Origin of the sequence: Erythrobacter sp. (genome assembly GCF_024305245.1) — a bacterium.
Classification (GTDB): Bacteria; Pseudomonadota; Alphaproteobacteria; order Sphingomonadales; family Sphingomonadaceae; genus Erythrobacter.
The window spans coordinates 115,375-130,266 of sequence record NZ_JAMWYX010000007.1 but is presented as its reverse complement, the minus strand read 5'-3'; the positions used below and the strand labels follow the sequence as shown (position 1 = coordinate 130,266).

The following is a 14,892-nucleotide window of genomic DNA, read 5'->3' as shown; positions in this document are numbered from 1 at the left end:
AGATGGTTAGGATTTCGTTAGTTATGCTTTTTCACTGTCTTTGCGGGCTGATGCCTCCAGCCGGTTTTCAGCGCGCGTAGCCTGCGCGAAAGCGGCGTTCGCCGAACCACAGCGCGCCGCTTAAAATGAGCCACGCGAGGAAATAGGGCCATGCCGGGCCACGACGCTCCGGCGTATCGCGGGTGATGGCAGCGCTTTGCTCCGCGGCCCAGACCGCGGTTGCCTCACCGATTTGCCTTTCCGCGATTGTCTTGAACGCACCTTCGGACATGACGAGGAAGGCAAAGGTCTGCCGCCCGTCCCGGCCCGGCTGGACTACTGTGTGAACACCCGGCTCAGCAGGCCAGTAGGCAGCGCAGCCGCGCGCGCCCGCATCGGGATCGATGGCAAGCGCGATCTCGGTCGTGTCGGGCGGGATGATACGCGCGCCAGCGGCAATCCCGCAGATCGCCAACCGCTCGCCCGCTGTTGCGAGCGCAGGCACTTCGGGCCGGAAAAGGCTGTCCGGGCGCGCCACGGCGCTGATCGTGTCGCTCCACCATTGCTGATAGCGATCGGCCTGACCGTTCAGAACCAGTGCGAAACTGTTGGCGACAGTCCATACGGCCACACGCCCCTGCCCGCGTTTCTGCCAGCCCGATACCGTTCCGCCATCAGCGTCGGTCACGATCGGTACGAAGTCCGGTTCGGTACGCAGCACCCAACGCCCGAGATCGGGTGCCGGATCGTCGATGGTGTTGATGTTGTCCGGAACGTCGTCGGAGCCGGGTCCGCGTCTAACAGCAAGCGCATCTGCATCAGCCGCGAGCGGAGGAAGCGCGACCGGTGCGACATCGCTGCCGCCGTTCACAGAGAGGCCTAGTGCGCGCCAATTGTCACGCATGCTGGCGGTTGCGGGGGACGTCATCCGCACGACCACGCCCAGCCCGCCTGCCACCGCCTGCGCCAAGGTAGCGCGCCCGGCGCTGCCGATGCCCGCCAGCGACCGATCATCGATGATGACGACATCGGCGTTGCGCAAGCTTGCCGGATCGAGCCTGACCCCATCGCCGCCAAGGTCGACGCCGCCGCCTGCCTCAAGCCTGCTTTGCAGCGCAATTCCCGCATCCTCGGCCCAACGGCGCAGATATTTCGCTTCGGGCGAAGGCGCGCCGATCAGGATCGCACGAAGGGGCCGTTCGGGAATTGTGTGCAGCGGCACCGGCGTGTCCGAAACGATCGTCTTGTCACTGCCGCGCAGCCGCAAGGTAAAGCGCGCAAGGCCCGGAGCGCGCGCTGTGCTGCCCAAGGTAAAACGCCCTTCATTGCCGATTGCCCGGCTGTCCACCTGCCGTCCGGCCGGATCGAGCAGTTCCGCGATGCCGCCTTCCAGTCCCGACGCTTCGCCCGCCAGTGCAAAGACCGATCCGGCAGGCGTGTCTGCAGGGGGATCAAGCCGGATAAGGCCGCGCGGGAGCGCCATCGCGGAGAAGTCGACCGGCAAGCCCGCGCCGCCATCACGATCACGCGCGGTCAACCCGCGCCCGAGGATGCGGATGCGCTGGACCTGCGCATGGCGGCGCAATGCGGTGGCAAGATCGGGTACGCGCTCGGCCCCTGCTAGCGTCGGTGCTTCGGGGAGTGTGATCAGCCGCTCGCCCGGCCTAGCGCGGAGGTCGCGCGGTGTTTCGGCGGTCGCCACCAGCAACGTCTCGCCGCCAATCGGCAGAAACGGCGGGAACAGGATGAGATACAGCAGCACACCGCTCACCACCGACAGCGCCGCGAGCAGCCACGCCTGCCAGCCCCGCAGCTTCATCAGCAGCCGCACCGCCGCAGCCAGCGAACCTGCCGCGATCAGCAGCCCTGCCAAGGTCTCGGCCCCGATCATTTAGCGCAGGCCCTGCATGTAGCGCTGGCCCAGCGTCCCGCCATCACCGCGTCGCCGGACTTGCGCAGGTGGACGGGTCAGCACGGTCCAAAGCTGCGCGCGAAGCTTCGCCCGCAGCCTGCTCGACGCCGGTTCGCCGCGCACCGCATCGATTGCGCCAAGCACGCCGAGCGGATCGCCGATCCGGGCGCTGTTGCCCCGCACCCACTGATCCAGCCCGTCAAGATCGATCGCGCCCGGCTGTGCCAACGCCCGCCATGCCGTAGCCGGCACCGCGTCCTCGATGGCAAACGGGGTCAACTGCGCACCGCCGCCGACGATCCCTTCGCGTTTGCCGGCCAACCGCCGCGCCATATCGATCGGCGGCTGCTGCGAGCCGATGCGCGGCAGATAGATGCGGGTCGCCTGCTGCACTTGCTTGATGTAATCGAGCGCCGTGTTCTCGAACGGCAGCGCCGCTTCGGGCCGCCCCGAACGCAGGTTGAGCTCGGCCTCCCACATCGCGTCGAGCGCGGACTTGAGCAAAGCGCGCGTATCGGGATCGAGCAAGGTCGCCGCCTCGCTCTCGTCATGGACGTGGCCGAATTCGGCAGTGATGTTGCCGAGATCGCCGAACACCGGCGATTCCGGTGCAGCACCGTGATCGTGGCCGTCGCCGTCATAATGGTCCGGCTCGGCAGGCGCATCCTTGTCGGCGGTCGGCATCGGCGGCCGGGGCGCTTCTTCCGCTTCCATGCCCACGAACTGCCCGTATCTGAGGCGCAGCAGGCGCTGATCGACTCCGATTGTGTCGGATCGCACCATGAATTCGTCCGCGCTCAGATTGCTGCGCTGTTTGATCAGCGCCTCGGTGTCGATGATCACCTGACGCTGGCTTCGGAAATAGGCGGGCATCTGCTGCTTGGCCATCAGGTCCAACCCTTCGGCCTGCGGGGGCCGGGGCGCGGGAAGGCGCAGGATTACGCCGGGGCCGCGCACCACTTGCGGACCGGGCGCGCGCGTATCGGCGACGGTCAGCTGCGCGACCAGATCGCTGCCGGGCTGAAGGCCATAGGAGGCCAGCGGCAGGTCGACGACAAAGCGCCTGCGGCGGGGATCGCCGATGCCTCTGACAGATTGGCTGCGTTCGCTGAAGCGCACGTTCTCGCCCTCGCCGATCGCGGTGGTGACGGTGAGGCGAGCGAGCGCGTCCACCGCGTAATCATCGCTCGCCTCGAACACCACGCGCCAGCTGCGCTGGCCCGGCTGCGTCATAACCAGGCCCGAGGCCGGTTCTATCACCCGCACCTGCGGCGGTTCGTCGGCGACCGGCTCCAGCCGGTGGGCGGGCTGCGCTTCGCCCATCCCCTCGGCGGTGACACGGTAGAGCGACGGCACGTCGAGCCGCAGCGATCCGCCCCAGCCGTCCGCGCCCTGCTTGAGCGGCAGGCGCTGGCCGCCGACCAGTTGCAGCGCCGCGGATGCGGGCTGCGGCGCGAAGGCGAGCGTCCATTCGATCCGCGAACCCATCGGGGCACGAATGTCGAGGCTGGTCGCAAAGCGCGCAGGCAGGCCCGTATAGGCGGGTGGCACAATCCGCACGCGCTGACCGGTCAGGCGCGGCTCGCCGGGGGCGGTGGCGGTGCTGGGCGCGGCTGGTGCGAGCGGGGGCGGCGCGGATGCCTGCGCCTGCCAATAGACGATCCCCGCCAGCGCCACCACGCCCATCGCCCAAGCGGCAGCGATGGCGCGCCGCGACCAGCCGTCTGCGATAGTCACCGGATCAATCGCGGCGATCCGCTCAGCAATCCGTTCGGCCTGCAATTGCTCGACCGGGCCGAGATCGGCATCGGCAAAGACCAGCGCAGCGCTGTCTTCAAGCTGCGCCTCACGCGCATTCAGGCGGCGCACCAGCCAGCCGCGATCGAGCCGTGTTGCACGCTGCCTCGCCGCCCATCCCAGCGCCAGCGCGCCGATCACAAAAACGCCCGCCGCCGCCGCAACGCCGCCAAGCGCCCAGCCCAGCACCGCGAGCACCAGCACCAGCGGGCTCCACACCAGCACGACATCACTCAGCGCGCGGCGGCGCGCTGGACGCAGCCATTCGTCGAAGCGAAACTCGCTGCTCACCCGGCGAACCTCCGCCGCCGGGTCGCAAGCAGCCGCTCCGCAAGGAACGCCAGCGCTATCAGTACGCCCAGCCAAGCCAAAAGCTCGCGCGGCGGCAGCGCATAAGGCGCAGCCCCTGTGGCCGGCGCAAAGGCCGCAGCGCTGACCCGCGCGGGCGGCGATGCGGGTTCCGCGACGAGATCACGCAGGGTTGCGGCGAAACCGGGGGCGAGAACGTTGGGCATCTGCGCTGGCACCAGCGGCAGCGTAAACCGCATGATCCGCCCCGCGCCGAGTGGTCCGCCTTCGACCAGTGTGCGGCCCATCGCGTCGGACCACAGCGCTTGGCTGGCCGCAGGCATGGCAATCTCGGCGGTGCTGCCCAGCAAAGCGGTACCGCCTTCGCTGATCCAGTCAGTGACCGCCTGCGGGACCGGGCCGGGCTGAAGCCAAACCAGCACGGACGCGCGCGGCGGCAGCGCAGTGCCGGTGCCTGCATCGAACCGGGGCTTGTCGCTCCAAGCCTGCGCTGCGGCGCGAAAGTATCGCACCGCACTGTCCTGTCCTTCCGGGTGGCGCACCGACAACACCGGTGCGGTCGGCGCAGCGGACGGCGCAGTTGGCGTGCCATTCTCGACGATCCGCCACGTGACCTTGCGGGTGAGGCGCAGGCGCTCGGCATCGACCCCGTCCAGCACCGGCGGGACAAGGATCGTCAGCGGTGCGCCCGGCGGCAGCTCGGCATCGAATTGGCGGATCAGGCTGGAAGTTTGCGCCCGGACCGTTGGAGCTGCTGTGTCGAGTTCCGGAAACCCCGGAGCAATCCAGCGCACATCCGTGTCCGGACCGGCGACCTCGCGCGCCGCGGCCGGATCAACCCCGGCAGCGGCGATGATGCGCGGACTTTCGTCCTCCCAGCCGAGCACCGCAGGGCGCGCCAGCAACAGCGCCAGCAGCGCGATCAGCAGCAAACGCAAGGCCAGCAGCAGCAGCTCGTCGAATTGCAGCTTGCGCCGCGGTCGAGGTCGCGCGTCAAGCCAGCGCATCGCCGCGAATTCGAGCGGCACTTCCTCGGTCCGCCGCCGCAGGTGGATCAGCAGCGGCACGGCCAACGCTGCAAGCGCGGCCAGACCGAGCGGGACCATCAGCAGCGGCGTCACCGCGGCTCTCCTCCGCGACCGAAGAAAACCTGCAAGGGGCGGTCGATCGGCTCGTCGAGCACATAAGCAGTGTGGCGAATCCCTGCACGGTCAAGCCGCTCGTCCAGCGCCGCGCGGGCGGCAGCGAAGCGGGTGAGGAATGTGTCGCGCAAGGCTTTCCCGTCACCGATCAACGCCTCCCCGCTTTCCTGATCGAGGAAGCGGTAACCGCCATCGAAGGGGAAATCGCGCTCCTCGATGGTGAGCATTTGCACCGCCAGCACCTCGCGGCCCGCCTTGGCCAGCCGCTCGATCAGCGCAATGCCGCCTTCATCGAAACAGTCGCTGAGGAACAGCACCAGATCGTGCGTGCCGATCCGTTCCCACAACGGGGCGAGCGTGCCTGCGTCCGGGAACGTGCCCCCCGCCGTCAAACGGGCAAAGTCGATCTGCAAGCGATCAATCTGGGCGCGCCCGCCGCGCGGGTCCGCCACGCCGAGCGCCCCTGCCTGCAAGGCGACCCATCCGAAGCGGTCGCCCTGCATAAGCGCAAGTTCAGCGGTGCACCGCGCGAGCAGCTTTGCCGCATCGAGGCGGGACCAGTCCGGCGCACTCCGGTCGGCCTGCGCCATCGAGGCACTGGCATCGATCAGGATCCACACTGCAACCGGGCTTTCCTGCTCTGCCTCGCGCACGAAGAACTTGTCCGACCGGGCGAACAGCTTCCAGTCGATCCGGCGCGGCTCATCGCCCGGCTCGTAGGCGCGGTATTGCGCGAATTCGAGCCCAGCACCCTTGTTGCGGCTGGGATGCATCCCGAAACCGCCAGAGCCCAGATCGCGCCGGGTCCCGAGCATCAGCCGCTTAAGACGGCTGCGGATTTCCGGTGGTATCGTGAGCGGCGCACGCCCCATGGATCAAGCCGTCGGCGGCGGCAGGTGCGCCAGCAGCGCAGCGACGATATCGTCGGCGCTCTTGCCTTCGGCTTCGGCCGCGAAGGACAGCAGCAGGCGGTGACGCAGCACCGGTGCGGCGAGCGCGGCGATATCCTCGCGCGTCGCGGCAAGCCGCCCGTGCAGCAGCGCGCGCGCCTTGGCGCACAGCACCAGCGCCTGCCCTGCGCGTGGCCCTGCGCCCCAGCGGACATAGTTCCCGACCTCGACAGGCGCGGCGGGATCGCCGGGCCGAGTGGCGCGCACCAAAGCGGTGATCCAGCCGAGCAGATCATCGCTCAGGTAAACATCGCGCACATTGGCCTGCAGCGCCAGCACATCGGCTGCGTGCATCACGCAAGGCACAGGCTCTCCGGCGCGGCCGGTGGTGAGCGCGAGGATATCGCGTTCCTCGCTTTCGGTGGGATAGCCGACGCGCACCAGCAGCAGGAAGCGGTCGAGCTGCGCCTCGGGCAGCGGATAGGTGCCGGCCTGCTCCAGCGGGTTCTGCGTCGCCAGCACGAAAAACGGCTTGGGCAGTTGATAGGTCTGCCCGCCGTAACTGACTGTCTTTTCCTGCATTGCCTCAAGCAGCGCGGCCTGCGTCTTGGGCGGAGTACGGTTGAGTTCGTCAGCCAGCAGCAGGTTGGTGAACACCGGCCCCTTCTGGAACCGGAAAGACCGATGGCCGGTGCCGTGATCCTCTTCGAGCAGTTCGGTGCCGAGGATGTCGCTCGGCATCAGGTCGGGGGTGAACTGCACGCGCCGGAAATCGAGCTCCAGAGCCTCGCCCAGCGTCCGCACCAACAGCGTCTTGCCGAGCCCCGGCACGCCTTCTAGCAGGCAATGCCCGCCCGCCAGCAGCCCGATCAGCAATTGTTCGACGACATCGGTCTGGCCGACAATCGCGGTTGCGATGGCGCGCTTCAGATCGTCGAGCTTCGCGATCCGTTGTTCGATCTGCGCGGCATCCGCCGCACTCTGCTGTGCCACCTGTTCCAAACCCTTCAATTGCTGAGCGCGTACATGACGATGTTGACCCCGAAGCGGGTGTTATCTTCGGCGAGGAAGCGCTTGTTGCGCCAGTCGTAGTCCCACTCGCAGCCGTAATCCTTGTTGCTGTAGAGCAGGCCGAGGCGGTCGTTGATGGTGATGCCCTTCAGGTAATCGTGGATCAGGTCATCCCCCCAGCCGTTCAGTTCGAACGAAGTCGCAGGCGGGCCTTCGAACTTGAAGAAGCTGGAATAGATCGGATGCCCGTTGGGCAGCTTCTTCAGCGCCTCGCCGCCGAAGATGCGCGCCATTTGCGCCTCGAAAGACTTGGCGAACAGCCCATCAATGTCGTGGTTGCAATCGTCCACGAACACGAACCCGCCATTGCGCACATAACGTTCGAAATTGCGGCGTTCGGCATCGGAAAACTCCACCGCCTTGTGCCCGGCGAGATAGCAGAACGGCGCCGACAGCATCCGGGGATCGCTCAGAGCGATGACATGCTCCTCGGGATCGATCCGCAGGCTGGTGTAGTCGATAAGGGACGTGATCAGATTTGCAGGCATGCGCTGATCGACATCCCAGTCGCCCGAATTGTAGCTGAGCCGGGTGAACCAGAAATCGTAACCGCCCGCCCCTGCACCGCCTGCGCGCTGCGCGGCGGACAGGGCACCGGCGTTGATTGTGCCCGCCAGCGCGCAGCCGAGCAAACGCAGGAATCCGGCGCGGGTGATAGCTGTTTGGCTCATTTCACCCGCGCTCGCTCTGTCCCCTCAGACCGCGTCCGAAAGCGAGGTGAAGGTGAAGTCCCTGATCTTCATCGGCGGCAACAGCATCGATCCGCCCTCGTCTGCCTTGACGCGCACGGAACGGCCCAGCTCCTCGATGTTGTTGAGCATGATCACCGGGCTTTCGTTGAAGCGGAAATTCTTGATCGGGTAGCGCAACTGGCCATCCTCGATGTAGAAAGTTCCGTCGCGGGTCAGGCCGGTGAGCAGCACGGTCTGCGGATCGACCATGCGGATGTACCAGGTGCGGGTGACAAGGATGCCGCGCTCGGTTCCGGCGATCAGCTCGGCGGTCGATTTGGTGCCGCCATCCATGATGATGTTGCCCCAGCCCGCTGTCTCGGGCTTGCCCTGCTTGGACGCCCAGTAGCGCGAATATTCGAGGTTCGCGACCTTGCCCGAATCGATGATCATGGCACGCTCGCGCGGCAGGCCGTCGCTGTCCCACGGCATGGCGGGCACTTCCGGGTGCCAGGGATCGGTGTAGATGTTGACGCGCGGATCCATGATCTGCTCGCCGAGCTTGTTACCGCCGCCCTGCTTGCTGAGGAAGCTGCGCCCTTCGTCAGCCGAACGCGCGTCGAAATAGCCCATCATGAAGCTGACGAGACCCGCGCCCGCCGCCGGTTCGAGGATAACCGTGTACTTGCCGGGTTCGAGCGCCTGTGCGTCCGCCGACGCCGCAGCCTTGCGCATCGCAATCTGGATGTCGGTGGCTGTGTCGAATTCGGTGACGTCCTTGACGTTGCTGCCGACCCAGCCCGATCCGCGGCCGTCTTCGGTGCGCACGGTGCAGGTGTAGTCTGCAATCGTGGAGCGCTGATAGCCGAAATTGCCGTTGGAATTGGCGTGGGCGAAGAAGGTGTTGCCGTCTTCGAGAAAGCCTGCGGCAATCAACTTGCGATCCCGGCAGGGCGCGATCGAGGCTTCGGCGATCCTTGCGCGCGCTTCCGCCGTCAGCGCTGCCGTGGCTTCGCTGAAGGTATCGGTCGCCCGGTAGGTCTGCTTGCCGACGGCGGGCATGAACTCGGGATTTTCCGGAGCCAGTTTCGCCAGATCCTCCGCCCGGCGCACCACCCGCTCGAGCGAGGCGTCGTCGAACTGGTTGATCGTCGCAATCCCGACCCGCTTGCCGAATGCGACCTGCACGGCAAGCTCGGTATCGTCAACGATGCCCGTGGTGGAGATGTCGTTGCGGGCAAAGCGGACGTTGCCCTGAATGCCGCCGCTCAACTGGGCGCTGGCTTCGTCGGCGGTCGAGAAGGCGATCACCTTCTCGAGAATGGCTTTGGCCTGCGCTTCTGTAAGAATGCTCATGTCTCTTGTCTCCTGCGCGAGGCTCAACCCAGCGACCGGGCGGTGTTGATGACGTTGATGCCGTCGAAACGGGTGGTCGACGAACCGTGGCTGACCGCCGAAACCTGGCTTGGCTGCCCCTTGCCATCGAAGAACGAACCGAACATGCGGTAATCGCTCTCGTCGCAGATCGCCGAACACGCGCCCCAGAATTCGGGCGTACGCATCTGGTAGGCGACATCCTCGATCATCGGCCCGAGCTTGCCGTTCTTGATCTCGTAGAACACCGTCCCGCCGAACTGCGCATTGTAACGCTGCTGGTCGATCGAGAACGAACCACGGCCCGAGATATAGACCCCGTTTTCCACCCCGGCGATCATGTCGGCGGGGCTCAGCTTGGTCTTGCCGGGCGCGAGACTGACATTGGCCATGCGCTGGAACTGGACGCTCGACCAGCTGTCGGCATAGCAGCAGCCGTCGGATGCATCCTTGCCGACGATATGCGCCTGATCGCGGATGGTCTGGTAATCGACCAGGGTGCCGTCCTTGACCAGATCCCAGCGTTTGGTCTGCACGCCCTCGTCGTCATAACCGACTGCGCCGAGCGAACCGACCTGCGTCTTGTCGGCGAACAGATTGACGATCTCGCTGCCGTATTTGAAGGCGGCGTCGCGCTTGTCGAGCGTCGCAAAGCTGGTCCCTGCGTAGTTGGCTTCATAGCCGAGCACGCGGTCGAGTTCGAGCGGGTGACCGACCGATTCGTGAATGGTCAGCCCGAGATGATCCGGATCGAGCACGAGGTCATACTTGCCCGGCTTGACCGAAGGCGCCTTGAGCTTCGCCTGCGCATCATTCGCCGCAGCGATGGCATCTTCCTTCATGTCATAGGAATTGCCGTAGGTGGTGTGTCCGTTGGACAGCACGAACTTGTCCTCCGGCTTCCCGTCGAGGTACTCGTAGCCGAGCCCCATCGGTGCAGACAGGCCGTCGCGTGAACGGAACTTGCCGGTCGACGTATCGACAGCGGTCACACTCAGCGGCGCCCAGATGCGGTGGACATCCTGATCGATGTAGGAGCCGTCGGTCGAGGCAAAATATTTCTGCTCGTTGACGAGGAACAGCAGCGAATTGACGTAGCTGGCGCCCGCGCCGAGCGCGGCGTCGTTGACGCTCATCAGCAGGTCGACCTTGTCCGCGATCGGCACTTCCATCGCGTTCTTCTTGATCGGAGTGCGCCAGCTCACCTCACCGACGCCGGGCGTGGGCGCAAGTTGCACCGGTGCGGTCTGGGTGCGGGCATTGGCCTTGGCGATGGCGGTCGCCTGCCGTGCAGCATCGGCAACGGCGTCCTCGGTCATGCCGTTGGTCGCCGCGAAGCCCCACGATCCGTCTGCGATCACGCGCACACCGGTTCCGGTGCTTTCGGTATTGACGATATTCTCCACATTGCGTTCGCGAGTAATCACGAACTGGCGCAGATACCGCCCGACACGCACGTCGCAATAACTGGCTCCGGCAGCAGTCGCGGCCGCGAGCGCCGCGTCAGCAAGGCGCTTCTTCACCGCCAGCTCGATCCCGTCCTGCAACTGGCTGGCGGCGATTGCCTTGCCGAATATAGAGGGCGAAAGCGCGGCACCTGTAAAAAAGGTACTGAGCGCCAAGAAATCCCTTCGGTCCATGGTAATACTCCCCAACCCGGACGGTGGCTTCCTCCGGGGAATCCGAAGGCCCGCCGGCAAATGATTTGCTACGGGCGACATAGCTGCCGAAAAGCTGCGCAATGGTCAAATCGCCGCGCGGGAATGGCCGGCAGATTCCTCACTTGCGGCAACCATGTCGCCCGAAGGAGCAACGGTAACGACCGCGCCTCACATCAGGCAAGCGAGACGACGAACCGCAGGACTTTATCGACGAACGGGCCACCGGATCGGACATTGTCCACCATTGGTCGGCACAAGCCGTCCGATCTGCGGAACCTCCGGCGCGCGCCTGAAAGATGATGAAGGTTAGGGTTTGTCGCGGCTGTCCGCCCCAAAGTCACTCACGACGCTGTGTTTCGCCAGATGAGGACCAGACCCCGTGGCCATATCGATCAATGGGCAGGACTATCCGCTGCCTGAAGACCCGCGCACCAGCCTGCTCGATTTCATCCGCCGCGATGCGCGCCTGCCCGGCACGAAAAAGGGCTGCGACCATGGCCAATGCGGTGCCTGCACCGTGCTGGTGGGCGGCGTGCGGATCAATTCCTGCCTGTCGCTGGCGGTGACGCATGATGGCGACGAGGTCACGACTATAGAAGGCCTCGGCACGCTCGCCGCGCCAAGTGCGATGCAAAGCGCGTTCGTTGCGCATGACGGGTTCCAATGCGGCTATTGCACCCCGGGGCAGATCTGTTCCGCGACCGCGATGCTGCAGGAACTGGCCGCCGGTTGGCCGAGCGATGCCACGGCCGATCTGGAGGCCGCGCCGAACCTGACCGACGATGAAATCCGCGAACGGATGAGCGGCAACCTGTGCCGCTGCGGGGCCTATGCGAACATCTTGGCCGCCATTCGCGACGTGGCGGGAGAAAGCGCATGAGGCCGTTCGATTACCAGCGCGCCGAACGGCTCACCCACGCCGCGCAACTAACAGCGGATGCAGACACCCTGGCGCTGGCAGGCGGGACGAACCTGATCGACCTGATGAAGCTGCAGGTCGAAACGCCTCAGACCCTGGTCGATATCGGGCGGCTTTCGCTGGGCGAGATTGCCGACGAGGGCGCGGGAAAGGCAAGGGGCCTGCGCATCGGCGCGCTTGCCACCAATACTGCGACCGCCGCCCACCCGCGCGTGCGGGCCGATTACCCGGTGCTGGCGCGCGGGATTCTGGCCGGAGCGACGCAGCAATTGCGCAACAAGGCAACCACCGGCGGCAATCTGTGTCAGCGCACACGCTGTTACTACTTCACCAATATCGACCAGCCCTGCAACAAGCGCGAGCCCGGTTCCGGCTGCGGGGCGATCAAAGGTATTGCACGCATCCATGCGGTGCTGGGCACCAGTCCGCATTGCATCGCCACCTATCCCGGCGACATGGCGGTGGCGATGGCCGCGCTCGACGCGACAGTCGAAATTGCAAGCGAGAACAGCAGCCGCAGCGTGCCGGTGCGCGGCTTCCACCGTCTGCCGGGGGATACGCCGGAACGCGACAACGTGCTCGAACCCGGCGAGATCATCACCGCCGTCACCCTGCCCGCTCCGGTCGGCGGCATTCATCTGTACCGCAAGGTGCGCGAGCGATCGTCTTATGCCTTTGCGCTGTGTTCGGTCGCCGCAGTGATTGCGCTTGAGGACAACCGCTTCACCCGCGCCGATCTCGCCTTCGGGGGGCTGGCGCACAAGCCGTGGCACGATCCGCGTATCGCCGACCTGCTGATCGGTAACGAACCTTCGCTGGCGCTGTTCGACAAGGCCGCCGACCTTTTGCTCGAGGATGCGCAAGGCTACGGCGAGAACGATTTCAAGATCCCGCTCGCGCGCCGGACGCTCGCCGCTGTGCTGTGCGAAGCGACAGGAGTGGAGCCATGACCGTGCATCTGAAGCAGGACGCGCCGGACGAGCGCAACGTGCTCGACTTCACCGGGCAGAGCGTGATCGGCGAGCCCCTGTCCCGACCCGAAGGCCTGCTGAAAGTCACCGGCACCGCCACCTACGCCGCTGAATACGAGGTCGATGGATGCTGCGAAGGCGTGCTGGTTACGCTCCCCGTGGTGCGCGGCGAAGTGACTGCGATCGATGAAGCATCGGTGCTATCGATGCCCGGCGTCATAGCGGTGCTTAGCGACGAGCGTATGACCGGGCGCCCCGCGCAGGGCATGGCGGGCGAAGCTCCGTTCCAGCCTGCAAAGGATGTCTGTTATTGGGGCCAGCCGGTCGCATTGGTGGTGGCCGAAACTTTCGAGCAGGCACGCGACGCCGCCAAGCACGTGGCAATGGATTGGCGCAGCGAACAGGCTCCGCTCGATCCAGCAGCGGTAGAAACCGAGGAAAGCGAAAGCACCCGGCAGGGCGATCTGGCGCATGCGATGGCCGAGGCCGCGCACAGCGTCGACGTGGTCTTCACCACCGAAGGCCATGCGTCTGCCGCGATGGAGCCGCATGCGGCGCTGGCACAGTGGGAGGATGGCAAGCTCACGGTTCACGCCTCGCTGCAAATGCTCAAGTTCAACCGCGCCGAGTTGGCGGATTCGATCGGATTGGAGGAGGAGCAAGTGCGGCTGCTGTCGCCCTATGTCGGCGGCGGGTTCGGATCGAAACTCGGTGTAAGTCAGGAAGTGGTCGCAGCCTCGCTCGCGGCGATGCATCTGGGCCGCCCGGTGCGCGTGGTGATGAGCCGCCAGCAGGTGTTCCAGACCGTGGAGCGCCGCTCCGAAACGCACCAGCGCATCCGCCTCGCCGCCGATGCCGAGGGACGGCTGACCGGCTTTGGCCACGAAGCGCGCGTCTCCAACCTGCCGGGCGAGAGTTTTGCCGAACCGGTGCTGCAATCAAGCCATTTTCTCTACGCGGGCGAGAACCGGCTGCTCCGGCTCGAGGTCGCCCGCATCCACCGCATGACCGCCGGTTCGGTCCGCGCGCCGGGCGAGGCGGTGGGCGTGCAGACGGTGGAGCAGGCAATGGACATGCTCGCGGAAAAGGTGGGCATCGACCCGGTCGAACTGCGCCTGCGCAACATTCCCGACAAGCATCCCGCCAATGGCAAGCCGTTCAGCTCGCGCAAGCTCGCCGAAGCCTTGCGTGAAGGTGCCACGGCGTTCGGGTGGGAGCCGCGTCCCCGCACACCCCGCCACACCCGCGAGGGCGAATGGTGGATCGGCACCGGCATGGCCAGCGCCGCGCGCGTCCACTCAGTGGTCGAGGCCAAGGCGCGGGTAACATTGCGGCCGGGCGGCACCGCGCTGGTCGAAACCGATATGACCGATATCGGCACCGGCAGCTACGCCATCCTCGGGCAGGTCGCGGGGGAAATGCTGGGACTTGTGCCCGACGATATCGAAGTGCGGCTCGGCGACACCGATCTGCCTCCCGGATCGGGCTCGGGCGGCAGCGTGGGTGCGGCGTCGTGCGGCTCGGCGGTGTTCCTTGCCTGCCAAGGCCTGCGCAAGGAACTGGCCGAACGGCTCGGCATCGCGCCCGAATCTCTGACGCTGAAGGACGGCTTCGCGCGCTGGAGCGGCGGCCAGAAGGCGCTGACCGAATTGCTGAACCAAGAACCGATCGAATGCACCGGCCACTTCGAACCCGGCGCCTCGACCGAAGACATGGCGGTTTCCAGCTTTGGCGCATTCTTCGCCGAGGTAGCGGTGAATCGCTGGACCGGGGAAACCAGAGTCCGGCGCATGACCGGCGCTTTCGGCTTCGGGCGGGTGCTCAACGCCCGCACGGCCAGATCGCAATGCCTTGGCGGGCTGACGTGGTGCATCGGCAACGCGTTGACTGAAAGCCTGCTGTTCGACCCGGTCGACGGTCATCTGGTGAATTGCGATCTCGCCGAATACCACGTGCCGGTGAACCGCGACGTGCCCGATCTTGAAGTGCTGCTGCTGGAGGAACGCGATGCAGCCGCCAGCCCGATTCAGGCGAAGGGTGTGGGAGAATTGGGCCTGTGCGGCGGCGCGGCGGCAATCGCCAACGCCATCCACGACGCCTGCGGGGCGCGGGTGTTCGCCTATCCCATGACGCCCGACCGGGTGCTGGCAGCCATGCCCGAAACCTGAGACAGGCGGCGCCAAGTTGGCGGCATGC

General features: G+C 66.1%; 11 protein-coding genes. 3 read left to right on the top strand and 8 right to left on the bottom strand.

What is annotated here, in order from left to right; translation table 11 throughout:
- Positions 1–67: 67 nt before the first annotated feature.
- Genes Q0L48_RS11375 through Q0L48_RS11340 form a run of 8 tightly spaced genes read right to left on the bottom strand, consistent with a single transcriptional unit; the run spans position 68 to position 10,767 of the window.
- Entirely contained in the window at positions 68–1,870 is a 1,803-nt protein-coding gene (locus Q0L48_RS11375) for a carboxypeptidase regulatory-like domain-containing protein (protein ID WP_296721049.1), read from the bottom strand.
- Complete coding sequence (locus Q0L48_RS11370; protein WP_296721047.1) at positions 1,871–3,979, bottom strand: DUF4175 family protein; 2,109 nt, start codon at positions 3,977–3,979, stop codon at positions 1,871–1,873.
- Positions 3,976–5,118, bottom strand: coding sequence for a BatA domain-containing protein (locus Q0L48_RS11365; protein ID WP_296721044.1), 1,143 nt, complete (start codon positions 5,116–5,118; stop codon positions 3,976–3,978). Before Q0L48_RS11365 ends, Q0L48_RS11370 begins: the two co-directional genes overlap by 4 nt.
- Positions 5,115–6,011, bottom strand: coding sequence for a DUF58 domain-containing protein (locus tag Q0L48_RS11360; RefSeq protein WP_296721041.1), 897 nt, complete (start codon positions 6,009–6,011; stop codon positions 5,115–5,117). The genes Q0L48_RS11365 and Q0L48_RS11360 overlap by 4 nt, the downstream gene beginning before the upstream one ends.
- Before the next feature lie 3 nt (positions 6,012–6,014).
- Complete coding sequence (locus Q0L48_RS11355; RefSeq protein WP_296721039.1) at positions 6,015–7,022, bottom strand: MoxR family ATPase; 1,008 nt, start codon at positions 7,020–7,022, stop codon at positions 6,015–6,017.
- A gap of 14 nt (positions 7,023–7,036) precedes the next feature.
- Positions 7,037–7,771, bottom strand: a complete 735-nt coding sequence (locus Q0L48_RS11350; protein WP_296721036.1) for a DUF4159 domain-containing protein — start codon at positions 7,769–7,771, stop codon at positions 7,037–7,039.
- A gap of 24 nt (positions 7,772–7,795) precedes the next feature.
- A complete protein-coding gene (locus Q0L48_RS11345) occupies positions 7,796–9,127 on the bottom strand; it encodes a TldD/PmbA family protein (protein WP_296721033.1) in 1,332 nt (443 codons plus the stop codon).
- 23 nt (positions 9,128–9,150) lie between these two features.
- Positions 9,151–10,767, bottom strand: a complete 1,617-nt coding sequence (locus Q0L48_RS11340; protein WP_296721032.1) for a TldD/PmbA family protein — start codon at positions 10,765–10,767, stop codon at positions 9,151–9,153.
- 418 nt (positions 10,768–11,185) lie between these two features.
- Here Q0L48_RS11340 and Q0L48_RS11335 point away from each other — a divergent pair, with 418 nt between their 5' ends.
- Genes Q0L48_RS11335 through Q0L48_RS11325 form a run of 3 tightly spaced genes read left to right on the top strand, consistent with a single transcriptional unit; the run spans position 11,186 to position 14,864 of the window.
- Positions 11,186–11,686 carry a 2Fe-2S iron-sulfur cluster-binding protein gene (locus tag Q0L48_RS11335; protein WP_296721029.1) on the top strand — a complete coding sequence of 167 codons (501 nt, stop codon included), beginning with the start codon at positions 11,186–11,188 and terminating at the stop codon, positions 11,684–11,686.
- Entirely contained in the window at positions 11,683–12,675 is a 993-nt protein-coding gene (locus Q0L48_RS11330; protein WP_296721027.1) for a xanthine dehydrogenase family protein subunit M, read from the top strand. The genes Q0L48_RS11335 and Q0L48_RS11330 overlap by 4 nt, the downstream gene beginning before the upstream one ends.
- Complete coding sequence (locus Q0L48_RS11325) at positions 12,672–14,864, top strand: xanthine dehydrogenase family protein molybdopterin-binding subunit (protein WP_296721024.1); 2,193 nt, start codon at positions 12,672–12,674, stop codon at positions 14,862–14,864. Before Q0L48_RS11330 ends, Q0L48_RS11325 begins: the two co-directional genes overlap by 4 nt.
- Positions 14,865–14,892: the final 28 nt, after the last annotated feature.